The sequence below is a fragment of the Streptomyces sp. NPDC007162 genome (assembly GCF_040634175.1).
Taxonomy (GTDB): Bacteria; Actinomycetota; Actinomycetes; order Streptomycetales; family Streptomycetaceae; genus Streptomyces.
The window spans coordinates 1-26840 of sequence record NZ_JBEYFC010000072.1; the positions used below are offsets into that span (position 1 = coordinate 1).

A 26840-nucleotide genomic window follows, 5' to 3' on the forward strand; every position below is an offset into this window, starting at 1 on the left:
GGGGCCGGGGGGCGGCGGAATGGTCCGACCGCCTCGGGGAACACGGTCGGCCAGGCATCCGAGGGCGACGTAGCGCGTTGTCGGCTGCTGTCAATAAAGCCGTCACCCGATCGGATTGCTGTCGGACGGAGAATCCTGTGGTCGGGGCGAGAGGCGTACCGTCGCTGGATCGCCCCGGTCTACGTGGCGGGCGGCATGGGAACGGGAGGGGACGGCACCATGGCGGTCAGTGCTGGCGAGGAGTGGCAGGCGCGGGCGAAGTGCCGTACCGCCGATCCTGAGGAGTTGTTCGTCGAAGGGGCCGCCCAGAACCGGGCGAAGGCTGTCTGCACGGGGTGCCCGGTGCGCACCGAGTGCCTCGCCTACGCCCTCGACAACCGTGTGGAGCACGGTGTGTGGGGCGGGATGACGGAGCGTGAGAGGCGCGGTCTCCTGCGACGCCGGCCGACGGTGACGTCCTGGCGGCTCCTCCTCGCGGCCGCTCGTACCGAGCACGAGCGCCCTGTCGGCCACCTCCGGAAGCAGGCCTGCTGAGCGGAGCCACCCGCCGCCGTCCCTCCCACGGGGGGCGGCCGCACACTTCTGTCACCTTCCGGGAGGAGGTTCCCGCCCGGTACCCGCTGCCGTACTGGCCGACGTGATCCGCGCTCCCGCCGTGTTCACCACGCTTCTGGGGCCGGCCGCGGTCACCGAGTCCCTCGCGGAGTTCGTCGCCGCGCACGGCTCCGTCCCCCCGGACACTCGCGGCCGCCACCACCGGCGCGGCCCGCGAAGGCAGCGTCGCCGCAGTGCAGTTGACCCTGGTCATCGGGCTGTTGCGTCTGTCCACCGCGCTGCCGCCGACCCTGCTGCGTCCGGGCACGGGCTCCTCGGCATGCGCGAGCGGGCATCCGCGGTGGCCGGACGGCACGCTGTTCACGGCTGTGCGCGGCGGCCCGCCGGGCGAGTCCGCGGTAGGCGGCGACCGGGGTGAGCGCGGCCGAACAGCACGATGCGGATCCGCTGGTCGCCGTGGCCGGACGCGGCCACGGCCAGGGCGGGACCGTGCTGGTGTCCAAGGCGACGGTTCCCACGGCCGTGACGCCCGTGGCCGGCGTGGTCTCGGTGCTCGGCTCCCTCCTCGTCGGACGGGTCGTCGAGTCCGGCCGGGGCTTCACCAGGGCCCACGGCTGCACCGCCCTGTCACTGGCCGACGGGCCCACCCTGCGGGCCGCGGTCGGCTCGGTCCTGCACCTGGCCCTGATCGGCCTGCTGAGCCTCGGTATCGCGCTCGCCGTACGGAACTCGGCCACCGCGACCGGGATCGTCCTGGCCCTGCTGTTCGTCCTCCCGATCCTCGCCCGGGTCGTCGCCGGCCCGGACTGGCAGCATCACCTCCAGCAGATCTCCCCGATGACCGCCGGCCTGGCCGTCCAGGCCACCGTCGGCATCGGCGAGCTGCCCGTCGGCCCCGGGGAGGGACTCGGACTGCCGGCCCTGTGGGCCTTCGCCGGCCTCGCCGCGGGCGGCCGGCTGCTGCACTCCCGGGACGCGTGACGGGCCACGGGCGGGACGGATACCGTCCGCCAGGAACGCCGAGACCACCTCGGTGAACGCCTCCGGTGCCGCTCGGTGGATCAGGTGCCCCACCGGAACGGTCACCAGTCGCCCACCGGGGATGCGGCGGGCGAGTTCGGCGACGCCCTCCTGGGGAACATGGCTGTCCGGGCCGCCGGCGAGCACGAGGGTCGCGGCGGTGATCCGGCCGAGTCGGTCCAGCCACCTGGGGTCGGGCCTGTCGATCTGCCGTCTGACGGCCGGCACCGTCTCCCAGTCGAAGCCGAGGACTCCGTCCGGCCTCACCGGGGTGTTCGGGTTCCGGGGACGGGGGGCCGACACATCCTCCAGGACGAGCCGGCTCACCCGCCGCGGATGGTCCTGCGCGATCAGGTACGCGACGATCCCGCCCATGGAGTGCCCGACCAGATCGACCGGTCCCAGTGCCAGCGCGTCCAGGAACCGGACCACATCGGCCTGCATGAGTTCCAGCGAGTAGTCGCCCGGCCAGTCGCTGCGGCCGTGACCGCGAAGATCGAGGGCGTACACCCTGCGACTCCGGGCGAGGGCGGGCACGACCGCCTCCCAGTCGGTGGCGTCCTCACCCAGCGCGTGCAGCAGGACGAGCGGCGGAGCATCGGCAGGCCCCGACACCCGGCAAGCCAGCCGGACCCCACCGACGTCGACCGAGCGCTGATCAACCATCCCCGGAGGATACGCGCACGGCTGCGGTCACACGGCGCGCTCCATGCAGACCAGTCGGTCCCGCTCGTCCCAGGAGTCGGTGACGGTGAAGCCGAGCCGCTCGTACAGGGCGATGGCGGCCGCCCGCCACCGCCACACCGACAGCCGTACCGTGCTGACGCCGCTGTCCGCGGCATGTGCGAGCGCGGCGTCGACCAGGTCGGACGCGATGCCCCGGCCCCGGAATTCGGGAACGGTCCAGAGCCTCTTGATCTCGCACCGCCGCCCGACGGGAGCGGTCACCACCAGGCAGCCGACGGCGGTGCGCCCACTCGACGCGAGCAGCACGACATCGTCGGCGAACGCGACGCGCGGATCCAGGACTTCCGCCCGGTAGCGGTCCGGCAACCCGTCGGCATCCGCGACAGCCTCGCCCTTCTCCGCCTGCGTCTGCAGATGGTAGGCCGCCAGCAGCGCGGCCGGCCCGCCTTCGTCGCACGGGTCCTGACCTGCCCAGCGGACGATGGCAACGGCGCGTCGATCACTCATTCCGCCAGCATGGCACGCCGAAGGGTGACGCTCTTCAGGGCAGCCGGGGCAGGATGTCCCGGGCCGAGTGGCTCAGGATGCGCAGGTCCTCCGCGAACCGCTCCCGGTCCTCGGCCGGCAACGGTTCCAGGAAATAGCGGCGGATGTTCTCCACGTGCAGGCGCGCGGCGCGCACGCTGGTCTGCGCTCCCAACTCGGTGAGGGACACCAGCTTCCCGCGCCGGTCGCCGGGGTCCTCGACGCGTTCGACCAGCCCGGCCGCCTCCATCCGGTCCACCAGCCGGGTCACGCCGCCCGTCGTCAGCACCTGCTCCTGGGCGATGGCCCGCATGGAGAGCCCCGCGCCTCCGGCCCGGCCCAGAATGAGCAGCACCTCGAAGGTGAGGTGCGTGATACCGCACTGCCGCTCCAGATCCCGGCCCAGGACGTACCCGAGCCGGTTCGCCGCCCCCTGCAGTCTGCCGAAGGCCAGCACCAGGGGGTCGTTCGCGGCCTGTGCCGGCGACGTGATCCCCGTCCGGTCGTCCACGTCCCCACCGCCTTTCGGGTCTTCCACGGCGTCCATCCCCTGATCATGCCGTGTCCGCGCACGCCCTGCCGAACTCGCGTCGATGTCGTACGGCACCCGCTCGTGCCGGTCGAACCGGGCAGGTGGGGCGTCGGACAGGACCGGGGTCCTGCACGACGCCTCACCCGGTCAGAGCATCAGCCCTTGACGGGACCGCCGTTGATGGCGACGCGCTGGCCGTAGCGGGCGTAGGGGTAGTAGTCGTACGTCGCATGGTGCTGGACACACCGGTTGTCCCAGAAGACCAGGGTGCCCGGCGTCCAGCGGACGCGGCAGTGCAGGACCGGCCTGCGGGCGACGATGTCGAAGAGCACGTCCAGCAGGGCCCGGCTCTCGTCGGCGGAGAGCTGCGGGATCCGGCTGGTGTAGGCCTTGTTGACGTACAGGAGTCTGCGGTCGGTCTCGGGGTGCCGGGCGATGAGCGGGTGCTCGCTCTTGGGGATGACGTAGTCGGCGGGCGGCGTGTACCCGGCCAGGGCCTGCGCGCCGTCGTGTATCGCGGTCAGCGGGTCCAGCAGGCCGCGCATGGCCGGGGACAGCATCTCGTAGGCGAGGTGCATGTTGGCGAAGAGGGTGTCCCCGCCGCACCCCGGTTCCGGCGTCTCGGTGATGTAGAGCATCGACCCGAGTGACGGTTCGGCGTCGGCGGTGCCGTCCGCGTGCCAGCCGTTGCCCGCCACGTCCGCCGCGGCCGACGCGGTGCGGATCTCCAGGATGTAGGGATCGCCCTCGGGCGGCGGCGGGTTGACGGGGCGCAGTTCGCCGAAGGCGGCGGCGAAGCGCTTGTGATGCTCCGCGGTGATCGTCTGGTCGCGGAAGACGAGGACGTGGTGGTCGCGGAAGGCGGCCCGGATCTCGTCGAGTTGCTCCGCCGGGATCTCCTGTGACAGGTCGACGCCCGAGACCTCCGCCCCCAGCACGGGGGTGATCCGCTCGACGGTCAGCGTGCGGTAGGGGCCCACGGGACGCGTGGTCACCGCTTCCAGGGCTTCGCGTTCGTATGACTCCATGGCAACCTCCAGAGCGGGACGGGGTTTACAGGCCGGCGGTCGGGTGGGTACCGGAACCCGGGGGCGCCAGTGCCGCCCTGAGGGTCTCGGCCACCTTGTCCACGTGCGGTGCCGCGACGACGCCGTAGTGGTCCGTGGGCAGATGCCTGAGGACGGCGGACGGGGGCAGGCAGGTGCTCCACTGCCGGTCCGGCTGCTCAGGGTGCGTGGGGACGGGCATGCCCGCCGTGGGGTGTTCGGCCAGCCACAGGTACGTGGGGACGGAGACGAGAGGCCGTACGCGGTGTTCCCCGAGGCTGCGCAGGTTGGCGCGGCAGCAGCGGGCCAGCCTCTCGGCGTACGCCTGTGCGTGCTCGGTCGGCAACGAGGAGGCACCGGCGCCGAGTTCGGCGGCGAACACCTTCTCCAGGTGCGCCTCGTCGTAGGCGGTGACCAGCGCTTCCGCCCGGGGCGGTGGCGGATCCAGCAGGTAGAGCGCCTCCAGTGGCCGGCCCGCCGACTCGGCGAGGCCCGCCATCTCCATCGCCACCCGGGCGCCGTAGGACCATCCGGCCAGGTGAAGCCGGTGGTCCGGGCCGCCGAAGCGGTCACGCAGTGCCGCCTCGTAGTGACGGGCCTGCTCGGCCAGTGACCATGCGGGCATCTCGGCGTCGCGAAGTGCCGGGTCGGCGACGAGGCACACCGTCGGCGCGGGCCCGAGCGCCGCCACCAGGGAGCGGTAGGCCTGGATGTCGCCGCCCACGGGGTGCACCAGGCACAGGACGGACGGACCGGTTCCCTCCTGCCAGATGTCGAGGACGACCCGGGAGGTGCCATCGGCCGCCACGGTGGTGGGTCCGGGGGTCTGTCCGGCGGTGGGCTCGGCGGCGGGCTCGGCGGTGGGCTCGGCGGTGGTGAGGGCCGCCTCGATGTGCTTCAGGATCTCCGTGAGGCTGACGCGGTGGCTGAAGGAGGCCAGGTCGACCTCGACGCCGTAGTCGTCCTCGGTCTGCGCGATCAGAGTGATCAGGGTCAGCGAGTCGGCGCCCAGGTCGTAGAGGGAGTCCTCGGGGTCCAGTTCGGCCACGCCCAGCAGATCCCGGACCACCCGGGCCATGGCGTCCGCGCGCGCCGCGGAACCGCCGGCATCGGGGGGTTCCTCCGCCGCGGCCGTCGGGTGCGCCGGTGCGGAGCCCGAGGACCCGTCCGCGGTCCCGGCGGGAGCGTAGAAGACCCGGGAGACATCGATGTCGGTGGTGGACACGAGGAGTTGCGGCAGTTGCAGGGCGAGGGCCCGGCCGAGGACCGCTTTGCCCTCCTCGACCGTCAGGCCGACCGCCAGGTGGGCCTGATGACGGCTGTCCGTGTGCAGGACGCGGGTCGCCATTCCGGTCTCGCGCCAGATGTCCCAGTCGATACCGATCCGGACGGTCGTCTCCGTGTCGGTGGCGCGGTGGTGGGCGAAGCCGTCCAGGAGGCTCGCGCCCGCCGCGTAGTCGCTCTGGCCGACGCCGCCGAGCAGCGCGGACATGGAGGAGCAGTAGACCGCGATCTCCGGACGGAAGGCTCCGATCAGGTGCTCGACGACGAGTGCGCCGTTCTCGCGGACCGCAGCGGCGTCGCGCATCGCGGTGGCGTCGCGACGTAGGAGCAGCCCGCCGTGCCCGAGACCGGCCGCGTGCACGACGCCGTCCAGCCGCGAGGTGCGGTCGGCGACGGCCGCCGCCACCTCGTGCACGGGCACGGCCGCGAGATCCGCCGGGACGAGGCCCACGCGGTCGGCCCATCCGTGCAACTCCTCGGGCAGCCGCGGGCTTCGGGACAGCAGCAGCACCCGGCCGCGGGTGTGTTCGAGCAGCCAGGCGGCGACGGCGCGGCCGATACCGCCCGTGCCGCCGAGCACCAGGTGGACGGTGTCCGCTCCGGCCGGCAGGAGCGACCGCGTGCCCACCGGCTCCCGCTCCGGTACGGGTACGGTGTCCGGCCGCCACCAGTAGCCCTGCCGCAGGGCGAGCTGGCGCGGCAGGGCCGGTTCGTCGGGATGACCGTCGGGACGACCGGCGTCACGTGTTCCCGCGACGACCGAGGCCACGTGTCCGGCCCAGCGGTTCAGGTCGCCGTCGGGGAGGTCGAGCCAGTGGCCGCGCAGGGCGGACTCCTGAGGGGCGACCTCGACCGGCCCGGCCAGGAGTGCCAGTTCCGGTCTGTCCACCGCTCCCGCCACGGGCCGGGCGCCGTACGACAGCCACCACACACGGGGGGAGCCGTCCAGCCCGGCCAGCGCCTGCGCCAGGGCGGCCGTGCTGTCCAGGCAGGTGCGACGGGCCTGCTCCAGGGTGCCGGGACCGACCGGCCCCGTCACGTCGAGGGGCAGGGCGTGCACCCACTCCGTGCCGACGCGGACCGGGACGCCTTCCTCGGCCAGCGCGTCGAGCAGCAGGCGCACGGACGCCGGGTCGGCGGGGTCCACGGCGTAGGCGTCGGGACCTGTACGGGCGAAGACGCCGGCCGGGTGTACCCGTATGACGCGCGATGCCACCGCCCTGAAGGGCGCGAGCGCCGCCCGCGGGGTGTTCCCGGAGGCCACGACGACGACGGCGGACGCGCGGTCGGCCGGTCCGGTGGTGTCGGCGACGCAGGCGCGGTGCAGCCGGACCCAGTGCGGCTGATGCAGCCAGTTGTCCGGGGGCAGCCGTCGGGGCGGGGCGGCCGGGACCGCACGCGGATCCTCGCCCGACTCCCGAAACGGCTCCCGGAGCGGCTCCCGGGGCGGGCCCTCGGGGGTATCCTCCGACGTGGCCCCGGACGGGGCCACCGACGTGGCCTCCGGCAGTCGGTCGAAGTCGTACGTCGCGAGGGAGAAGGACGGGGGCGGGAAGTCCCAGGGTGCCGGAGCGGAGCCCGGCCCCCAGTCGACAGGGCGCCCGGCGATCCAGTCCCCAGCGAGGTCGTGGGCCGTACGGCCGGCCGCGGAGACAGGCACGGCGTCCGGGTCCGCGGTACCGGGCGGTACCGCTCCCGCGGCCACCGCGCGCAGCCAGTGCTCGGCCGCGGTGGCGTCCGCCACGGCTGCCGCGGCCCGCAGACGGCGCGGGACCCGACCGGACCGGAGGTGACGCAGCACCGCCCCGTGCTGCTCGGGCCGAAGCCGGAGGTAGTCGGCGATCCGGGCGGCGTCGGCGGCGAGGGCGTCCGCACTGGAGGCCGACAGCACCAGGCAGCCGGGTGCCTCGCGGGTCGCCACCGGCGCGGGCCCGGTGTCCTGCTCCACGATGACGTGGGCGTTGGTGCCGCCGATCCCGAAACTGCTGACGGCCGCCACCCGTTCACGCCCCTCGGGCCAGGGCATGGCTTCGGCCGGGACGTGGAAGGGGGTGGGATCGGGGCCGATCTCCGGGTTGAAGGCACGGAAGTTGAGGCTGGGCGGGAGCGTCCCGTGGTGCACGGCGAGGACCGCGCGGACGAGGCCCACCACACCGGCCGCCGCGCCCAGGTGGCCGAGCTGGCTCTTGACGGAGCTCAGCGCGCAGCGGCCGGACTCGGTCACGTCGAACGCCTGCCGCAGCGCCCCCACTTCGACCGGGTCGCCCAGCCGCGTGCCGGTGCCATGGGCCTCCACATAGCCGACGTCGGCGCCCGTGCGTCCGGCGCGGGACAGGGCGCTCCGGATCACCTCCCGCTGTCCGGCCAGGGACGGCGCGGTGTAACTCATCTTCGCCGCACCGTCGTTGTTGATCGCGGAGCCCGTGACGAGTGCGTAGACGGTGTCGCCGTCACGGCGTGCCCGGCGCAGCGTCTTGAGGACCACGACGCCGACGCCGCTCGCGCCGACCGTGCCGGTGGCGTCGTCGCTGAAGGGCCGGCAGTCGCCGTCCGCGGAGAAGATGTGCTGCGGGCGGTAGCGGTACCCGCCGGTCAGCCCGGGGTCGACGAGCACACCTCCGGCGAGCATCACGTCGGCCTCGCCCTGCCGGAGCAGGCCGGCGGCGAGGTGCACGGCGACCAGCGAGCTGGAACAGGCCGTCTGGGCGCTGAACGCGGGGCCGGTCAGCCCGAGGTGGTATGCCACCTTGGTGGCCAGGAAGTCCTTGTCATGGTGCAGGGCGAGCTGGAAGCCGTCGGGCAGCCGGCCGGGGTCCGCCTCGCGCAGCAGGGACTGGAAGTAGGTGTTCTCGCCCGCACCGGCCACCAGGCCCACCCGTGAGGCCGAGGTGTCCGCCACTCCGGCGTGCGCCAGGGCCTGCACGGCGGCCATCAGCAGATGGCGCTGCTGGGGGTCCATCAGGCGGGCCTCCTGGGGGCTGATGCCGAAGTGGCCCGGGTCGAAGTCGAGCATGCCGTCGAGGGTGCTGTGCGCGCCGACGACTCCTTCCGGCGCGTCGATCCGGCGGATTCCGGTGCCGCCGGACACCACCAGCTCCCAGAAGGCGGCCAGGTCCGGGGCGCCGGGTACCCGCACCGCCATGCCGACCACCGCGATCGGCTCGCCGGGTACCGGGGTCTCGTCGTCCTTCGCGGCCGCCGCAGGGAGCGGCCGGGGGGTTGCGAGGTGGCGGGCCAGGGAGCGGACGGTGACGTGCTCGAAGAGGTCCGCGACGCTGAAGCGCAAGCCGAGTGCCGTGGTGCAGCGCAGGTGGAAGCGCATCAGGGCGAGGCTGGAGGCACCCGCCTCGAAGAACGTCTGGTCCGGTGCGATCACCGACCCGGTGACCTCCTCGAAGGCGGCGCTGAGCCGCTCCTCCTCGGCCGACAGGCCCCTGCGGACGGCCGCGGAACGGCGTATCTCGACCCCCGGCGCCCGGATCACCGCCCGCCGGTCCAGTTTGCCGCTGGGGGTGCGGGGCAGTCGCTCCAGTCTGCGGAAGCGGTCCACGCGGACGTAGGAGGGCAGCAGGGCGGACAGATGCGCGGTCAGGTCGTCCGCGGACGGTGCGTCGCCGCGTACCTCCAGGCCGGCCGTCAGCCGGTCGCCGTCGCGGGCGACGACGGCGTTGACCACCGCGGGGTGGCGCAGCAGGGCCGCCTCGACCGAGCCGAGTTCGAGCCGGTGTCCGCTCAGTTTGATCTGCTGGTCGTCCCGGCCCGCGAAGTGCAGCAGTCCCGCACGGTCGAAGAACGCCCTGTCACCGCTGCGGTAGAACAGCCCGGCGCCGGGGAGTTCGACGAAGCGGGGGTCACCGGACGAGGGTTCGTCGGACCCGGGCTCGTCGAGGTAGCAGCGGGTGGTCATGGTCCCGCCGATCAGCAGCTCGCCGGTGCACCCGGTCGGGACCGGATCGCCGTGGGCGTCCACCACCCGCAGATCCGCGCCGGCCACCGGGCGTCCAACGGCTGGCCGCTCGGGCCACCGCTCCGGGTCTCCTGCCAGGCACAGCGCGCTGACCACATGGGTCTCGGTCGGCCCGTAGTGGTTGAACAGGCGTGTGCCGGACAGCCCGGCGAACCAGCGCCGGATGCTGTCGGTGCACACCAACTGCTCGCCCGCGGTGACCACTTCGCGCAGCCGGGAGGGGTACCTGTGCAGCCGGACGGCGTACTCGGCGAGCAGTTGCAGGGCCACGTAGGGCATGAAGATCCGCTCGGCGCCCGAGGATTCCAGCCGGTCCAGGAGCGCGGGCACGTCCTGACGCCACTCGGGACGGACGAGATGGAGACTGCCTCCTGTGCACAGCGTCCCGAAGACCTCCTGGAAGGACACGTCGAACGCCAGCATCGAGAACTGCTGGGTGGCCGCGGGGGCGGTCAGGCCGCCGGGCCCGGACTGCCACCTGATCAGGTCGCACAGCGTGCGGTCGTGGATCTGCACGCCCTTGGGGACGCCGGTGGAGCCGGACGTGAACAGCGTGTAGAGGGGGCGGGCGCCGTCGTGCGCCGGCGGGCCGGCCGTGCGCCGGTCATCCGGGTGCCCGTCGTACGACGCACTCGTGCCCTCGCCCTGTGGTGGTGCCGGGTCCGGCGGTACGACGAGGTGGCGCACCACACCGTCCGGGAGCAGCGGGTCCAGCGTCGGCGAGCTGTCCCGTGCGGTCAGGACGCACAGCGGGTCGATCCGGGCCAGGACGCGGCGCAGCACGTCGGCCGGGTAGGAGGGGTCGAGGGGGACGGCGGTGACGTTAAGCCTCGCCAGTGCCAGCAGCGCCACCACGTGTTCGGGGGAGGGGTCCAGGTACAGGGCCGCCCGGCAGGGGCTGCCGTCGGCCGGGATCGGGTAGCGGTCGGCCAGCTCCGCGGCGAGGGCCGCGGCTCGGGCGTCGAGGGCCGCGTAGCTCAGGGTGGTGCCGTCGGCCGTGACGACCGCGGTGGCGTCCGGAGTGCGGGCGACCTGCCGGGCGAAGCCTTCGGCGACCGTGGTGAAGCCGGGCTCCGGGGCGGGTCCGCGCCCGTGCTCCGGAAGCGACCGCCGGTACGGCTCGACGAGGTCACGGGCGGTGCGGCGGCCGCCGGCCGCCAGCGCGTCCACACCCCGCCGGAACAGCTCCGCCATCGCCTCGACGTCTTCGCCGGTGAAACGGTCCTCCGCGTACTCCCAGAGCACGTCGAGTCCGTCCGTGTGCTCGACCACGGAGACCGTCATCGGGCATTTGGCCTCCGGTGCCGCCCACCACAGCGGGCGCTGGACGCAGCCGGGCAGCCGCAGCGCCCCGAAGTCGGTGTTCTCCAGGACGAACAGGAAGTCGAACGGTGTGCCGTCCGGTGTGCCGTCGCCGACACCCTCCCAGCCGGTCAGGACGTCCGTGAAGGCCACGTCCTGGCGTCCCAGCACCTGCGCCGTACCGGTCCCGGTGCGGTCGAGGTGCGCGCGCAGGTCCTCACCGGGCGCGACGGTCAGGGGCAGCAGCACGGTGTTCGCCATCATGCCCGTGCTGTTCTCGAACTCGCGCACCGGGCGGCCCGCGACCGGCGCGGCGATGCGCGGGCGGACCAGGCCGGTCACGCCGTACAGGCACCAGGAGAAGACGCTCAGCAGGACCTGGAACCGGGTCAGTCCGAACTCGGCGCACAACTGGTCCACTTGAGCCCGCCGGACGACGTCGAGCGAGGTGTGCAGGAGGCGTGCCCGCGGTGCCGGGCCGGCGTCCCGGGCGGGCAGCGGCTCCTGCGGCTCCTCCGACCCCGCGTAGAACGCCAGGAGTTCCGCACGTTGCTGCTGGTATGCCGCGCTCGCGAACCGGTCGCTCTGCCAGGCGGCGAAGTCCAGCGGGGTCGGAGCGGGTGCCCCGGGCCGGTCGTCCTCGGCGTAGGCGGCCGCCAGGTCGCGCAGCAGGATGCTCAACGACCAGCCGTCCACGGCGATGTGGTGCAGGTGCAGCAGGAGCGTGCCGCCGCCGGTACGCGGCAGCCAGCAGGCCCGGAACAGGCGGGGAACGGCGAGGTCGAAGGGTTCGGCGAAGAAGGCGTCGGCGAAGGCGTGCGCCTCCTCCTCGTCCCAGGCCTGCCGGGGGTCCGGCTCGTGCCAGGGGTCGTACGGCTCGCCGACGGTCTGCTCCAGGCCGTCCGGTCCGAGGGCGAAGCCCGTCCGCAGCGCCTCATGGCGTGCCACCAGTCCGCGCAGCGCTCGCCGCAGGGCAAAGGTGTCGACGGGGCCGTCCACGGCGAAGGCCTGGTTGACGGAGTAGGCCCGCGAACCGGGGGAGTGGCGCTGGATCAGCCACAGCCGCTGCTGTTCGCTGGTGGCGGGCGCGGAGCGGGCGCCGGAGACCACCGGTGCCGGCAGGGCGCTCTCCTCGCCGGGGCGCGGCGTGCCGAGGTACCGGGCCACGGACGCCAGGTCACCGTGCAGGACGGCCGCGCGGGGCAGCTCGCGTCCCCAGCGCTGCCGTACGGCGAAGCAGAACCGGAGCGCCTTCAACGAGTCGCCGCCCGCGGCGATCCACCGGTCGCCGAGCCCGAGGCCGGTGGTGCCGAGTATCTCCTCGGCCAGCTCGACGACCTGACGCTCCGTCTCCGTGACGGCCGGTCCTTCCGTGCCGGGGGCGGCCCCGGGCGCGGTGGGCCGCCACGGCCGGTCGGCCCGGCGCAGCAGCGCGGCCCGGTCGACCTTGCCGTTGGCGTTGAGCGGCAGTTCGGCCACGCGATGGATCTGGTGGGGGCGCATGTAGACCGGCAGGTGGGTCACCAGATGGCTGTCGAACTCCTCGTAGGACAGCTCCTGGCCGAGGACGACGAACGCCAGCAGTTCGTTGGGCCCCTCCCGGCCCGCGCGGCGCGTGCACACGTAGGCCCGCTGGACCGCCGGGTGGCCGAGAACGCGCCGTTCCACCTCGCCCGGCTCGATCCGGAAGCCACGGACCTTGACCTGGCGGTCGGTGCGTCCCACGTACTCCAACAGGCCCTCGCCGTCGGCCCGTACCAGGTCACCGGTGCGGTAGTACCGCTCCGCGCCGCCGTCGAGCCACGGCAGCCGCACGAAACGCCGCTCGGTCTCCTCGGGGAGGTTGCGGTACCCGACGGCGAGTCCGGGCCCGGACAGCAGGAGTTCGCCGACCTCGCCGGGCGCGGCGACCCGGTCCCGGTCCGGTACGACCACGACCGCACCGGTCCGCGGCAGCGGACGGCCGATCAGCACCACGTCCCCGTCGAAGTCCCGTGGGATCGGATGGCACAGGGCGAAGGTGGTGCACTCCGTCGGACCGTAGATGTTGAACAGGCGGGTGCCGCTGTCGGCGTTGTCCCGGTACCAGCGGCGCATCACCCCGGGGTCGAGCTGCTCACCGCCCACGAGAACCTCGCCGGCCGTGGCGAAGCAGTCCGGCACCGCCGAGACCACCGCGTTGAACAGCGCCGTGGTGATGAACACGGTGTCCACGCGCCCGTGCTCCAGCGCCGCCGCGATCCGCTCCGGACTCTGCACGTCCCCGTCGCGCAGGATCACGCAGCAGCCACCGGTCAGCAGGGGCACCCACACTTCGAAACTGAGCGCGTCGAACGCCGGATTGGCCAGGCAGGCATAGCGCAGTCCGGGCTCGACGCGGAGGTAGCCGGGTCGCGCCAGTCGCCGGACTCCGGCGTCACGGACCTCGACTCCCTTGGGCTGCCCGGTCGTTCCGGAGGTGTAGAACAGGAAGGACACCTCGCCGGGGGCGGCCGGTGCCCGCACGGCGGGCGGGGTGTCCGGAGGTTGGGGCAGCAGTGCGTCCGCGGCGAACGTCCGCACGTCCCGCGGCAGCCCCGTGGCGTTCTCGACCGTCTCGTACACCAGGGCGGCCGCGGCGGAGTCCCGGAGGACGAAGTGGCGGCGCTCGGCGGGACTCTGCGTGTCCAGGGGTACGACCCGTGCCCCCAGCCGGAGAATGCCCAGCATCACGCAGACCAGTCGCCACGACCGGGGCAGCGCCACCGCCACGGCCTGTCCCGCGGTGACGCCCCGGCGACCCAGCTGCTGCGCGACGGCGGCGGCCGCCGCGTTCAACGCCGCGTAGTCCAGGCTGACGTCACCGTCGGCGACGGCCTCGGCGTGTGGTGTGCGAAGGGCTCGGCGGTGGATGTCGAGGGCTATGCCGGCCGAGGCACTCACGTCCTCGGTCACGTCGCGCGGTCTCATCGTGCCTCCGACGTGCCCGAAGGGATCGTGCGCTCCGGCTCGCCCTGGCCGGGTGCGGAGGTCAGCCGGTCCAGTTCGGCGGTGAGGACGGCGGCGACACGGGGCAGTTCGTCGCTCTCCAACATGTCCCAGTGACCGCAGGCAACCGGCTCCACCACGAACCCACCGCCGACGCGATGCCGCCAGAACGCGCGTAGACGAGCGGCGGCGTCCTCGACGTCCGCGTCCTCGTCCGCCACGGCCGTCGCCTGCAACAGCATGACACGGGCGGGTGACTCGGGGACGGCGTAGTCGCGCGCCGTCTCGCGATGGTGGTTGTAGACGTTCAGGTACCGGGCCACCTGGGCGTCGTCGATACCCGGGTACATGCCGTTGAAGCGCACCAGTTTCTCCCGGAACTCCGCCATGCCGACCGGCGCGGTCGCGGCGTGCTGCTCGTCGCCCTGGGCGCCGTGGGTGTCGAGGAGGACCACGCTCACCTTCTCGTGCCCGGCCGCCACCAGGCGGCGGCCCATCTCGTAGGCGATCAGGCCGCCGTAGGAGAGCCCGCACAGCACCAGTGCCTCGTCGGCGCGGGGAGCTACGAGCCGCAGATACTCCTCGGCCATCGCCCCGACACCGGGCAGGACGGACTCGCCGGGGTTGATGCCGGGCGCCTGGAGCCCCACCACGCCGACGTCGTCGCCCAGTTCGGCGGAGAGCGGCAGGTAGCAGAACGCGGTGCCGCCGGCGGGGTGCACACACACCACGCGCTGCCGGCCACCACCCGCGCGGAACTCGACCAGGCTGCCGGGTTCCGCGGTCCGCGCGTCGCCGCTGTCGCCGCGCACCCGCTCGGCGAGCGCCTCGATGGTGGGGTGCAACATGACCTCCCGGACGGGCAGGGCGACGCCGAGTTCCTCCTGGACGGCGGCCGCCATCTTGATCGCCGATATCGAAGTGCCGCCCAGCTCGAAGAAGTTGTCGCCGACCCCGATGTCCGGGTGCAGCAGCACTCGGCGCCAGACCCGGTACAGCGCCATTTCCACATGGTCACGGGGCGCGGCCGTGTTGACCTGTCCCGCGCGGGCCGCGGCCGCGGCGCGCAGCACCTCGGCCCGGTCCACCTTGCCGCTGCGGTTCAACGGGAGTCGCTCGAACTCGGCCACCACGGCGGGGATCATGTAGTCCGGCAGACGGTCCTTGAGAGCCGCACGCCACTCGTACGGCAGCCGCGTGGCCCCGGCACCGCATCCCACGCCGGCGACCAGACGGGGGCCGCCCGGTGCGTCGCGATCGGCCAGGACGACGGCCTCCCGTACGCCGGGGACCGCCAGCAGCGCGGCCTCCACCTCGCCGGGTTCGATCCGGAAGCCGCGCAGCTTGACCTGGTCGTCGCGGCGGCCGACGTATTCCGCGTTGCCGTCCGGCAACCAGCGCGCCAGGTCACCGGTGCGGTACAGGCGCTCACCGGGGACGAACGGGTCGGGCACGAAGACCTCTTCGGTGAGGTCGGGGCGGTTCAGGTAGCCACGGGCCAGACTCGCCCCGCCCAGGTAGACCTCTGCCGTGACCCCCACGGGCACCGGGCGCATGCGTCCGTCGAGCAGGTACAGGCGGGTGCCGCGCAGCGGCCGGCCGATGGGACACGGCCGCTCGTACGGCTGCGGGTCGGTGTAGGCGGTGGAGTAGAGCGTGGCCTCGGTCGGGCCGTAGCCGAAGCAGACGCGCAGACCGGGCAGCAGCTCACGCATCCGGTACAGGGTGTTCTCCGGCAGGGACTCCACTCCGGTGAGAAGCCGGCTCAGGCTCGACCCGGCGAGACGTGCGGCGGGATCCTCGCCGATCCACAGGACGTAGGCCGGGGGCAGGAACGCCTGGGTGACCTTGCGTTCGCGCATCCAGTCCAGCAACGCCGCGGGGTCCCCGCGTAGGTCGTCGGGTACCAGGTGGAGCACGGCGCCGGTGGTCAGCGGGACGAGGAGTTCGTGCACCGACGCGTCGAAGCCGATGCTCGACCAGGCCGAGGACGCCTCCCCGGGAGCGTCCCCCATGAGTTCGTGCCAGTGGTCGAGGAGGTTGACGACGCTGCCGTGCGTCACCGCCACGCCCTTGGGGCGGCCGGTCGACCCCGAGGTGTAGATGACGTAGGCGAGTCGGGCCCGGTCCGTGTCGACGGCCGGCGCCTCGTCCCGCGTCCCCGCTGCCTCCAGCTTCGCCAGGTGCTCCCATGGCTGTCCGCCGTCGTCCGCGATGTCGGTCCGGTCGGTCAGCACGAGGACCGGCGCGGCGTCGCTCACCATGGCGGTGAGCCGCTCGGGGGGCTGGCCGGGATCGAGCGGCAGGTAGGCGGCCCCCGACTTGAGGATGCCGAGGACTCCGACGACGAGATCGGTCGTGCGCCCGGCGTGCAGGCCCACCACACGGTCGGCACCGGCACCCCGGGCGATCAGCGCATGGGCGAGACGGTTGGCCCGGCGGTCGAGTGCCGCGTAGTCGAGCTCCGCGTCCCCGGCCACCACCGCACACTGCCCGGGGCGTTCGCGGACCTGCGCGGCGAAGCGTGCCAGCAGGCCCGCCGTCGCCGGGCCGGTCACGGCGGGCCCGGCGCCGAAGTCGGCGAGGAGCGCCCGCTGTTCGTCCTCGTCGAGCAGGGTCAGGTCGGCGATCTCGGCGTCGGGCCGCTCGGTCATCAGACGCAGCACGCGCAGGAACTGCCGTATGTACCGTTCGATCGTCGCCCGGTCGAAGAGGGCCACCGCGTAGTCGATCTCGCCGGTGAGCTGCCGGCCCTCGTCGGCCAGGGCCAGCACCATGTCGAACTTCGCGGGAACGTGAGCTGCGTCCTCCCGCAGCGCGACCTCCAGACCCGGGAGTTCCAGTTCCTTCCGCATGGAGGGGACCCAGGCGAACATGGTCTGGAAGAGGGCCGTGCAGGCGGGGCTCCGCGGCGGGTTGACCAGTTCGACGACGCGCTCGAACGGCAGGTCGACGTGGTTGAGGGCGTCACGGATCCGCCGGTTCACCCGCTTCAGGGCGTCCCTGACGGTGGGCGAGCCGGAGAGGTCCGCGCGCAGGGCGAGGGTGTTGACGAAGAAGCCGATCAGGTTCTCGACGTCCCCGCGGCGACGGTTCGACGTGGGGACGCCGACCACGATGTCGTCCTGCCCGGAGAGCAGGGACAGCAGCACGGACCAGCCGGTGAGGACGGTCGCGTAGAGGGAGACATCGTTGTCCACGGCCAGCGCGCGCAGGGCCCGCGTCAGGTCCTCGGCCACGGACACGGGCAACCGAGCACCGCGGAAGTCCTGTTCGGGCGGCCGGGGCCGATCGGTGGGCAGGGAGATCACCGCGGGTGTGTCCGCCAGTGCGGCGGTCCAGTAGTCGGCGTGCGAGGCGGGTTCGGCTCCCGCCATCCACTCCCACTGCCAGCGCGTGTAATCGCTGTACTGCCAGGTGAGTTCGGGCAGCGACGGGTCCTGCCCCTGCTGGAGCGCGGAGTACACCAGGCCCAGCTCCCGCAGCAGCAGGGAACGGGACCAGCCGTCGAAGACGATGTGGTGCACCGTCAGCACCAGTACGTGGTGGTCCGGTCGGAGCGCCAGCAGGCAGCCGCGCGCCATGGGTTCCTCGCCCGGACGGAACGGGGTGCCCTCGACCTTCGACCGTATGCGTGTCAGCCGATCGGCCGCGTCCGGCACCCCCGTCAGATCCTCGAAGGTCACCGGGAAGCCCGTGTCCGGCGGATCGACGACCTGGAGTGCCGAACCCTCCCAGGGCACCAGCCGGGTGCGCAGTGCCTCGTGCCGGGCCGCCAGCAGATGCAGCGCCTCGAGCAGCAGGTCCCGGTCCAGCGGACCGCGGATGTCGAAGGGCATCGGCTCGTTGTAGGCGGCGCCGGCCTCTCCGGCCATGCGCGCCATGACCCACAGACGCTCCTGCGCCAATGACAAAGGAGCGGATTCTGTCTCTTCGCCTGAATGATTACTGGCTGCGATTCGGGGTAAGGACACGGATTACCCTTCACGAGAATTGAGCACGGCGCAAAGCAGTCGAAGTGGGATCTGAGAACAATGCCTGCGGGGCTGGGGCTCTTCGGTGGGATCGCAGCGGGCGATCGACTGTCCGGCCTGGTCAACGCCCTTCTCGCGCCGTTATGAGAACAGCGCGGAAGGCGGGGAGAAACGGTGGCTCATTTCCGTTGATGCTAAATGTGCTTCGATTGAGTGGTCAACCGTGACCAACGCCACACCCATTCTGCGGCGGAATGCTGTTTGCGTTCGGCGCGCGATATCGAGGGATTTGCCGGAAAGTGGTTCACCGTGACCCGGCGACCAGTCGGCGTGCGGCCGTCTCCGCTCCGTCGGTGCGGAGCCGGCTCGCCAGGGACTTCGCGCGCGTCCGGGTCTCGGGCGACAGTGCGGACTTGAGGGCGCTGCCCAGGGATTCGACGGTCGTGGTCGGGGCGTCGAGGGCCGCACCGAGGCCCAGTGCCGCCACCCGGCCCGCCCAGTAAGGGTTGTCCGACAGCTGGAGAGGTATCACCACCTGCGGCGTGCCGGCCCGGGCCGCCGTCAGCGTCGTACCCGCGCCACCGTGGTGGACCACGGCGGCCACCTTGCCGAACAGGCTCTGATGGCTGACCTCGCCGACGGCGAAGCAGTCGTCCCCGTCGTCGACGAGATCCAGGTCCGCCCAGCCGCGGGACACCAGCACGCGGTGCCCCAGGGTGCGGATCGCCTCGACGGCCATGCTGCCGATTCCTTCGGCCGGGGACATGCTGCCGAAGCCCACGTAGACCGGCGGGGTGCCCGCGTCCAGGAAACTCTCCAGGTCCGCCGGGAGCGGGCGTTCGTCCGCGAGGGTCCAGGCCCCTGTCTGCACGACGTCGAGGCCGGGGGCCCCCGGCCACGCTCCGAGGACCGGGTCCGCCGCCAGCCACGGCCGGTCGGTGAGGATGTGGTCGCGCACGTTGCTCACCGGTGGCAGACCGAGTACCGCCCGGTGGCCGCCCAGTGCCCCGGCGAACTGCGCGTCGACGTTCCGGGCGTCCGACTCCCACAGTGTCCGGTTGTCGGCGGCTTCGGGTTCCGGCCAGCCCGGCCGCGGCGGTGGCGCGTGGTGCGGCGAGGGCAGGTGGACGGCCGCGTAACTCACGTACACGTAGGGGATGTCCGCGGCCTCGGCCACGGATCGGGCGGCGACCTGCCCCAGACCTGCGGCCACCACCACGTCACATCCGGCGAACGCCGCGGGGAAGGTGTCGAACTGGGTCTCCACCAACTCGTCGCGGTAGCGGGCCAGATCCGCCGCCGAGGGCAGGGTCTTCCCGCGCATCAACTCCCTGACCGGCGGCCCGACCGGCACCAGCCGCACTCCGATGCCTGCGAGCCGCTCGGCGAACTCCTCGTCCGGCGGGGCGCACATCCGCACCTCCGTGCCCAGTGCCCGTAGCCGCACCGCGAGCGCCACCAGCGGTTCGACGTCGCCACGTGTCCCGTATGTAGCCAACAGCACCCGCATTCGGCGTCCTCTTTCATCGGCGTTCGTTGGGGCCGGCGGCAGCAGTGTAGGTCGCGTGCCGGCCGGTGTGGGTGATCGTCGCGTCGCGCCACCGTGCTCGGCCGCCTCTGTCAACTCGGTTAAATCGTCGCAGAGTTGGGCCTAACGGAGGTACCGGGAACGGCTGCCCCGGTGGCTGTGCCGCGCAGGGGGCCGGAGGTTCGGTGTCGGCCGGCTCTGGGCAGTCTGTGCTCGGCGAGGTGTGCAAGATCCCCCATCGGCCACACGACCGGAGTGCCACACGATGCAGAGTACGTCCACACCCGTACCCGATGTTTCGGTCATACTGCCCTGCGCCGGACACGGAACACGGTTCGGAGCTCCCTATCCGAAGGAACTGCACTGTCTGGCCCCAGGGGTCACCGTGCTGGACCGCAGCCTGGAAGCCGTCGTCGAACTCGCCAAGAGCGGACTCGCCGTGCGCCTGGTCGTCGTGTTCGCGGCACACAAGCTGGACACGGTGAGCTATCTCGCCCGCTACGCCGACACGTTCCAGATGGTCTTCGTGTACCAGGACGAGTCGTTCGGACCCGGTCTCGACGGGGCGATCCGGTCCGCCCTGCCGATGACACAGGGGCCGGTCGCCCTCGTCCTGCCCGACATCGTTGTCGCCGGGTCGGACACGCCGGGCAAGCTCCTCGACGCCCTGCGGCATACCGAGACGGCGGGCTGGAGCGTAGTGGCCGCCGAGGAGCGGGACCACGACACGCTGCGGCAGATGGGCGCGTTGGCCGTGGCAGAGGCGGGGGGCGTCCTGACCGTGGGGGCGGCCACCGACAAGCCGGCGGATCCCTCGGGCTTCAACGCGTTCTGGGGCATGGTGGCCGTCACCGAGAGCGAGGCGCACAGGCTGCCCGACGTCGTGGGCACGGGAACGGCCAGCCCGTTGGCCGGTGCGGTCGCCCTCATGGTGGAGGGAATCGTCAACTACAACACCCCGTCGGGCTGACCCGGCACCGAACCTCCCGCGCCTTGGCGGAGTCCCGCCCAGGGATGTGCCCTGTGCTAACTTTGAGGTTTTGCAGTGTCGCTGTGTCGGTGCCCGGTTCGGGGTCCCGGCCGGCGGCCGAGTCCCCGCCGCGCCTTCCTCGGTACGGTCCCTTCGGAGGAAGGCTCTCTGTGAGCGAATCTGCACGTTCCGACGCCCGGCGGCAGGACGAGGTGCCGGGCGCCACCGCGGCTCTGCCTCCGGCGGCGTCCTTCGCGGAGCTGGGGCTCCCGGCCGAGATCCTGCGGGTGCTCGGCGAGCACGGTGTGACGGTGCCCTTCCCCGTCCAGGCGGCGACGCTGCCCCACGCGCTCGCGGGACGGGACGTCCTGGGCCGGGGCCGCACCGGCTCCGGCAAGACGCTCGCCTTCGGCCTGGGCATGCTCGCCCGCACGGCCGGGCGGCGGGCGCAGCCGCGGGAGCCGCTCGCGCTCGTTCTGGTGCCCACCAGGGAGCTGGCGCAGCAGGTCGGTGAGGCGCTCACCCCCTACGCCGAGGCGCTGCGGCTGCGGCTCGCGACCGTCGTGGGCGGAGTGTCCGTCGGACGGCAGACCGCCGTGCTGCGGGAGGGCGCCGAGATCGTCGTCGCCACCCCCGGCCGACTGCACGACCTCGTCGAACGCAAGGGCTGCCGACTGGGACGGGTGCGCATCACGGTCCTGGACGAGGCCGACCAGATGTGCGACATGGGATTCCTGCCGCAGGTCACCGCGATCCTGGACCAGGTGCGTCCCGACGGGCAGCGGATGCTGTTCTCCGCCACCCTCGACCACGACGTGGACCAACTGGTGCAGCACCACCTGCGCGATCCCGCCGTCCACTCCGTGGACCCCGCCACGAACGCGGTCTTGGCGATCGAACACCACATCTTCGTCGTGCACGGCCCGGACCGCTACGCGGTGACCACGGAGATCGCCGCCCGGGACGGCCGGGTCCTGCTGTTCCTGGACACCAAGCACGGCGTCGACCTGCTCACGCGGCACCTGCGGGCCAGCGGTGTGGCCGCCGGGGCCCTGCACAGCGGGAAGTCCCAGCCGCAGCGCACCCGGACCCTGGCACAGTTCAGGAACGGGCAGGTCACCGCCCTGGTGGCGACGAACGTCGCCGCGCGGGGCCTGCACGTCGACGACCTCGACCTCGTGGTCAACGTCGACCCCGCCACCGATCCGAAGGACTATCTCCACCGCGCCGGCCGCACGGCCCGGGCCGGCCGCTCCGGCACCGTCGTGACCCTCGTCCTGTCGGGACAGCGTCGCGAGACGAGCCAGGTCATGGCGGACGCCGACGTCCTCCCGGAGGTCACCCGAGTGCGGTCGGGCGAGGCGGAGCTGAGCCGGATCACCGGCGCCAGGGCCCCCTCCGGAAAGCCCCTCGACGGCGGCCCGGCCGGAGCGCGCCCCAAGAACCACAACGCCCCGTTCCGCGGCCTGGGCAGCACCAAGGACACGAAGGGCGGCTCCGGGGGCAGGCCGTCCCGCAGGAGCAGCGAGGCCCGCAAACTCGCGGAGGCCCGTGAGGCGGCCCGGGTACGGCGCGGCGGCTGAGCCCGACCCCGGGAGACCTGCGCCGGGCCCGGCCCTCCTCCGCGTGCGGGGGACAGGGGACCGGGGGGATCCTCGAAGGGGGAAGCCCAGCCCCGGCATGCCGGGGACGCCCGGACCGCCCGCTCGAACGGACCTGTTCACCGTCGTTTCCAGCTTGCTGAGAGACGGAGGCCGCCGCCATGCAACCAGTCGTCACCGTGGGCCTCGACGGATCACCCGAAAGTCTCGCCGCTGCCCGCTGGGCGGCCGACGAGGCCGAAAACCGCAGACTCACCCTGCGCCTTCTGCACGCGTGGCCGATGCTGGCCCCCGAACCGGCCCGTGTCCCCGCGGAGTTCGACCAGAACTACTGGTCGAAGCGTCTCGTCCACGACGCGCAGACGGAGCTCCGGGCCCTGCACCCGGGGCTGCCCGTCGTCACCAGCCTGGTTGCCGACGATGCTCAGAACGCCCTCCTGGAAGCGGCGTCCGAGTCGGAGATGACGGTGCTCGGTTCACGAGGTCTGGAGTCGGTGCAGAGCTACTTCCTGGGTGACGTCAGCATGCCCGTGGTCGCACGGGCCGAGCGGCCGGTGGTGCTCGTCCGTGCCGGGAGCCGGGACGAGGAACCGCTCTCAGCCGTCCCGGGCCGCGTGGTCGTGGCCCTGAAGCTGCGCGGGTCCTGCGACGACCTCCTCGATTTCGCCTTTCACTCCGCTGCGGCCCGGGGCGTTCCGCTGCTGGCCATCCACGGCCGAAGCGTTCCGCTGCATGCCCGGGTCCCCTGGGGTGTGGACCACGACATCGCCGAAGAGATGACACGGGACGTGCAGAAGCAGCTGAGCAAGGCGCTCCATCCGTGGCGCGAGAAGTACCCGCGGGTGGACGTGGCCGACGGCATCGGTCTCGACAGCCCGGCCAAGGCCGTCGTGCAGGCGGCCGAAGGCGCCACGCTGCTGGTCGTCGGCCGACGTGCACACCGTCATGGTCCGGCACCCCACCTGGGGCCCGTGGCACAGGCCGCCATCCATCACGGGCGCTGCCCCGTCGCGGTCGTCCCTCATGACTGAGGCCGGCCGCCACGGGACACCGGCGCCGCCGGGCGCGGGTGCGGGCCCGGTGCTCAGAGACGGTCGTGCTGGGGGAGGGCGGTGATGCCGCCGCCGGCGCGTACGGCCTCCACCACCTCCTGGTGCAGATTCCGGCTGGCCTGCTGAGAAGGACACGGCACCGGGCTGCCGGTCAGGGTGAACCACTCGGAGGTGCCGCTGTACTGGATGCCCACGTCGGCCTGGCTGCCGTTCCAAGTGGTGTGCACGGTCAGCTCCCCGGTGACGATCCCGGCTTCGTCCGTACGGACGCCCCCTGGCCCCGTGAACACACCTGTCGTCGTCCACGATGTCTGGACCATGGCGCCTTCAGCCCTTCCTCGTGAGTGCGCAGACCGCTTCCCGCCGCTTCGCCGTCGCCTTCGCTTTCTCCGAACCGCTCGCTCACGCGACGCGGGTCACAGGAGGACACTCCCAGGTCGCGTCGGTGACCTGCGGGCGGGGCCGGTACATCCGAAGGGCCACGAACCAGCTGCCGTCCTTCGCGGTGGGCAGCCAGTTGGCTTCCCTGCTCCGGTCGGGAGGCTCGCTCTGCAGGTGGATGGTCAGTCCGCCGTCCTCGTCCCACCGCAGCCCGGCACTGCGGTCGCCCACCGAGTAGCGGTCGGCCGGGTTCGGGACGAGGTTCATGTCCTCGCCGTAGGCGGTCAGCGACCAGAACGCGTCGACCGGGGGCAGGGCGTCGGCGGGGAAGCGCAGTTCGTACCGGCCGTCGGCGGCCAGCTTGTTGCCGTCGGCGTCGTCGAAGTCGAGCAGGTAGACAGCTTCCGCCGGGTCGTTGGCTGCGACGCCGACCAGCGACTGGTCCGCGGCGCGTTTGAGGAAGTCGTCGCCGAAGCGTCCCATCTGCGGGGGCGGGTAGCGCCAGCCGTGGACGAGGCGGGCCCAGTCGCCGCTCAGGAGCTGCCGTCTGAGCAGGGGCACGCCGACGGCGGCGGCCCGGGCCAGGCTTCGCTTCACGGCGTCGGGCTGGGCCTCGACGTCGAGGCCGGGGCCCACCCCGATCTGCGCGAACTGCTGGAGGAGGACGTGGTGATGGGGCGGCGGCGGGTTCTCGGCCAGCATCGCGTTCAGGGTCTTCCACGGCCCCAGAGGGTCCTCCTCCGCCGGGATCGGCGTCAGGACGTCGCGGCTCTCGGGGACCTTCGCGTCCGGCTCGCCGAACAGGCTGAGCGGGGTGAGCCGGAACCGCTCCTGGAGTTCCCGGACGCGCGGCACGTCGTCGGGGCCGTCGACGAGGGTGCGGCCCAGGACGAGGACCCAGGGGCTGGGGGCCTTCCTCAGGCGCCGCACCCCGGCGGGAAGTCCGCCCTGCCATTTCGGGCCGACGAGGGCGAAGTCGCCCGCGCCGGAACCGGTGGTGCGCTGGCCGACGTAGTCGAAGTTGTCGGATGTGATGCCCACCAGTTCGAAGGTGAAGTACCGGTCGCCCATGTCGGGATGGGAGAGGATGACCGGCTCGCTGCCGAGGTTCACCCAGGCCGCCGAGTACAGGGTGTCGTTGTTGGGGCAGCCGCCGTCGCGGTACGTCGCGTCCAGCAGCCGCTCGGCGTGCCAGAAATGGTTGACGGGCGCGTACGGAACCGTCGCGGGGTTCCGCGGCTGCGTCACCCAGTCGTGCCTCAGGCGGGCGTTGTAGATGTACGGGAAGCCGTAGACGAATGCCTGCTCACCGAGGGTGTAGGCGTACTCGCCACGCCAGTCGTCCATGCGGCCGGTCAGGATCGGCTTCACCGCCTGGCCCAGCGTCGGCACGATGTCCGGCAGATGGCGTGCGCGCTCGACCGTGGACTTCGGGTGGCGGACCGCGTGCCCGGCGGCCCGTGCCACCGTGACCGCCGCGCCGGCCACGTCCTCGGGGATCCGCCGCCAGACAGGGCTCTGCGAGGTCTCGGACATATCGGCACCACTTCGCTCAACAGCGTCGAGGGCAGGGCCTCCGGCCCCGGCCGCGTGGTCACCCCCCTCAGGGGCCATCCTCCCTCGCGTCGCGGGCCGACGCAGCCGGAGAGCCCCGACCCGGACCACCGCGGGGTTCTGATCCGGGCCGCGGACGAGGCAGCGCGCCGCCGCTCGCCACCGCTGGTGCCGTACGCCTCGGGCGCGCCCGCCTCACCCGAGGGCCGGCCGCGCCGTGGACGAACGGGATGGACGACGTGCAGACCGGGGCCGAGCGCTGGCTGGAGGACGCGGTGCCTTCGCCGAACCCCCGCACCCGCAGCGATCCGCACCCGCAACGATCCGCGGCCGCGGCCCTCGCGGGGGCGGCTTGCGTCCTTCACGGTCCTTCCCGCCAGCCAGCACAGCCGACCGACCCCTCCGGCTGCTTGCGTGCGTTCCTCACTGATCGGCCGCGGTGATCCGGCGGCCCGTCAGACTCGTCGGCCTGATCGAGACCCACATCTCCCGCACCCCGCCGGCCCAGGGCGTGCTGTGCGCACGCCGGGCGAGCCCGCGCACGGCCTCCGGGTCCGTCACCACGCTCGCGGGGCCGACGGCGAGCACGCTCCAGCCCTGGCTCAGGGCCTCGTCCACATGGTCCACCTCGAAGGCGACCTCCGTCTCGGCGGCGGACGCGGCCACCGAGCGGGGGGCGGTCCGGAACACGATGGCGTCGTCGACGACCTCGTAATTGACCGGTACGACCGCCGGGCGGCCGTCGGCCGACGTCACCGCGATGCGGCCGACGCCGTGCGTCGACAGCAGGGCACGGCACTCGTCCGCGTCGAGGTCCCGCAGCTGCGGGCGCAGCAGGGCACGGCCCTGACCGGGTGGCAGATCCATGCCCCCGCCGCGCAGGGCGGTGACCGAGGTGCCCAGTGCGGCGGCCAGCCTGATCAGGGCCGCCGCTGACGGATCGGCGGGCCGTTCTTCGAGGTAGGCCAGGTAGTCGGGGGCCATCCGGGCCCGGCGGGCGGTCTCCGCACGGCTGAGTCCTCGCCTGCGGCGTTGCACGGCCACCCGGCGGCCGATGTCGCCGGGATCGGCCGCCTCGGCCGGGGGCACGGCCTGCGCCGCGTCCGCGTCCGGCCGTACCGCGCGGCCGCCGACGGGCTGTTCGTGCTCGAGATGGTGGATGTGGGCGTCGGGCCCCGGGAACACGAGCGTCACCTGGTCCGTGTCCGACCAGCGCACGTCGTAGGGGGGCGTGCCGTCGTCGTGATGGAGTCCGACGATCTCTCCGTCGCGCCGGGCGGCGCCGGTCGCCGGGGTTTCGATGACGAGTTGGTCGCCGAGGTGAGCTCGCATGACCGGCCCCTTCTCCGCAGAACGGTGCCTTCCAACCCAACGTGCCACGCGGGACACGCCGGCGCGCGGGACGGGGCCCGAGTCCGGCGACGTGTCGATCCGCACGGAGCGCGACGGCGCTGCCCGGGAGAGCCCGTGGCCCCATCCGGCGCCAGGCGGTCCCAGTCTGCCCCCGCGCCCTCCTTTCCGGTTCCCGACCTCGTGCCCGCCCGGGATCAGACCGGCCACCCGGAGGCCTCCCGGACACCGGGCCGGGTCCCGGCCATGCCCTGGATGTCCCGGTCGGCCGTGTTCAGCAGCTGCCGGGCGAGATCGTTCATGGCCCTGCCCGTCGCCAGTTCGTCACCGATCTCCGGCACGTTCGTGTCCGCCGGGTGGCAGTGCGCCGTTCCGTTGCCGGAGAGTTCCGTGGTGCCGGTGTCCAGCACCACGTGTGCCTTGGTCGTGCCGTCGTCTTCCTCGAAGAGGTGGAGGCGTACCTTCCACTGACCTGTGTGCGACATCGCTCTCTCCTGGGGTGGTCGGACTTCCGCACCTTCCACCGTGGGACGGAACCCGCATGC

15 protein-coding genes and 1 pseudogene are annotated in these 26840 nt (G+C 72.8%); 5 read left to right on the forward strand and 11 right to left on the reverse strand.

The annotated features are described in order from the left end of the window. Positions 1-195 precede the first annotated feature (195 nt). Entirely contained in the window at positions 196-534 is a 339-nt protein-coding gene (locus ABZ646_RS11650) for a WhiB family transcriptional regulator (RefSeq protein ID WP_360516253.1), read from the forward strand. Positions 535-969: 435 nt separating this feature from the next. Further along, entirely contained in the window at positions 970-1536 is a 567-nt protein-coding gene (locus ABZ646_RS11655) for a hypothetical protein (protein ID WP_360516294.1), read from the forward strand. Between the two features lie 15 nt (positions 1537-1551). On the opposite strand, the pseudogene ABZ646_RS11660 reads toward ABZ646_RS11655, so the two are convergent. The 7 genes and pseudogenes from ABZ646_RS11660 to ABZ646_RS11690 all read right to left on the reverse strand — a co-directional run. Continuing rightward, positions 1552-2241, reverse strand: a pseudogene (locus tag ABZ646_RS11660) (alpha/beta fold hydrolase); the annotation flags it as partial. Between the two features lie 27 nt (positions 2242-2268). Next, positions 2269-2769 carry a GNAT family N-acetyltransferase gene (locus ABZ646_RS11665; RefSeq protein ID WP_360516256.1) on the reverse strand — a complete coding sequence of 167 codons (501 nt, stop codon included), beginning with the start codon at positions 2767-2769 and terminating at the stop codon, positions 2269-2271. A gap of 34 nt (positions 2770-2803) precedes the next feature. Beyond that, a complete protein-coding gene (locus tag ABZ646_RS11670) occupies positions 2804-3298 on the reverse strand; it encodes a MarR family transcriptional regulator (RefSeq protein WP_360516291.1) in 495 nt (164 codons plus the stop codon). 176 nt (positions 3299-3474) lie between these two features. Next, entirely contained in the window at positions 3475-4347 is an 873-nt protein-coding gene (locus ABZ646_RS11675) for a TauD/TfdA family dioxygenase (RefSeq protein WP_360516259.1), read from the reverse strand. 25 nt (positions 4348-4372) lie between these two features. Further along, positions 4373-13867 carry an amino acid adenylation domain-containing protein gene (locus ABZ646_RS11680; RefSeq protein WP_360516262.1) on the reverse strand — a complete coding sequence of 3165 codons (9495 nt, stop codon included), beginning with the start codon at positions 13865-13867 and terminating at the stop codon, positions 4373-4375. Next, entirely contained in the window at positions 13864-17859 is a 3996-nt protein-coding gene (locus tag ABZ646_RS11685; protein ID WP_360516264.1) for an amino acid adenylation domain-containing protein, read from the reverse strand. The genes ABZ646_RS11680 and ABZ646_RS11685 overlap by 4 nt, the downstream gene beginning before the upstream one ends. A gap of 304 nt (positions 17860-18163) precedes the next feature. Continuing rightward, positions 18164-19369 (reverse strand): glycosyltransferase, encoded by a 1206-nt coding sequence (locus ABZ646_RS11690; protein WP_360516267.1) that lies wholly within the window; start codon positions 19367-19369, stop codon positions 18164-18166. A gap of 403 nt (positions 19370-19772) precedes the next feature. On the opposite strand from ABZ646_RS11690, the gene ABZ646_RS11695 reads away from it, so the two are divergent. The 3 genes from ABZ646_RS11695 to ABZ646_RS11705 all read left to right on the forward strand — a co-directional run bounded on the left by ABZ646_RS11695 (position 19773) and on the right by ABZ646_RS11705 (position 22989). Further along, positions 19773-20357 carry a hypothetical protein gene (locus tag ABZ646_RS11695; RefSeq protein ID WP_360516270.1) on the forward strand — a complete coding sequence of 195 codons (585 nt, stop codon included), beginning with the start codon at positions 19773-19775 and terminating at the stop codon, positions 20355-20357. A gap of 170 nt (positions 20358-20527) precedes the next feature. Then, positions 20528-21940 carry a DEAD/DEAH box helicase gene (locus ABZ646_RS11700; protein WP_360516273.1) on the forward strand — a complete coding sequence of 471 codons (1413 nt, stop codon included), beginning with the start codon at positions 20528-20530 and terminating at the stop codon, positions 21938-21940. A gap of 179 nt (positions 21941-22119) precedes the next feature. Beyond that, positions 22120-22989, forward strand: a complete 870-nt coding sequence (locus ABZ646_RS11705) for a universal stress protein (protein WP_360516276.1) — start codon at positions 22120-22122, stop codon at positions 22987-22989. Positions 22990-23042: 53 nt separating this feature from the next. On the opposite strand, the gene ABZ646_RS11710 is transcribed toward ABZ646_RS11705, so the two are convergent. The 4 genes from ABZ646_RS11710 to ABZ646_RS11725 all read right to left on the reverse strand — a co-directional run bounded on the left by ABZ646_RS11710 (position 23043) and on the right by ABZ646_RS11725 (position 26780). Continuing rightward, a complete protein-coding gene (locus ABZ646_RS11710) occupies positions 23043-23330 on the reverse strand; it encodes a hypothetical protein (RefSeq protein ID WP_360516279.1) in 288 nt (95 codons plus the stop codon). 82 nt (positions 23331-23412) lie between these two features. Beyond that, a complete protein-coding gene (locus ABZ646_RS11715) occupies positions 23413-24927 on the reverse strand; it encodes a DUF1254 domain-containing protein (RefSeq protein WP_360516282.1) in 1515 nt (504 codons plus the stop codon). 441 nt (positions 24928-25368) lie between these two features. Beyond that, complete coding sequence (locus tag ABZ646_RS11720) at positions 25369-26277, reverse strand: pyridoxamine 5'-phosphate oxidase family protein (RefSeq protein WP_360516285.1); 909 nt, start codon at positions 26275-26277, stop codon at positions 25369-25371. Between the two features lie 215 nt (positions 26278-26492). Beyond that, positions 26493-26780, reverse strand: a complete 288-nt coding sequence (locus ABZ646_RS11725; RefSeq protein WP_360516288.1) for a DUF1876 domain-containing protein — start codon at positions 26778-26780, stop codon at positions 26493-26495. Positions 26781-26840 lie beyond the last annotated feature (60 nt).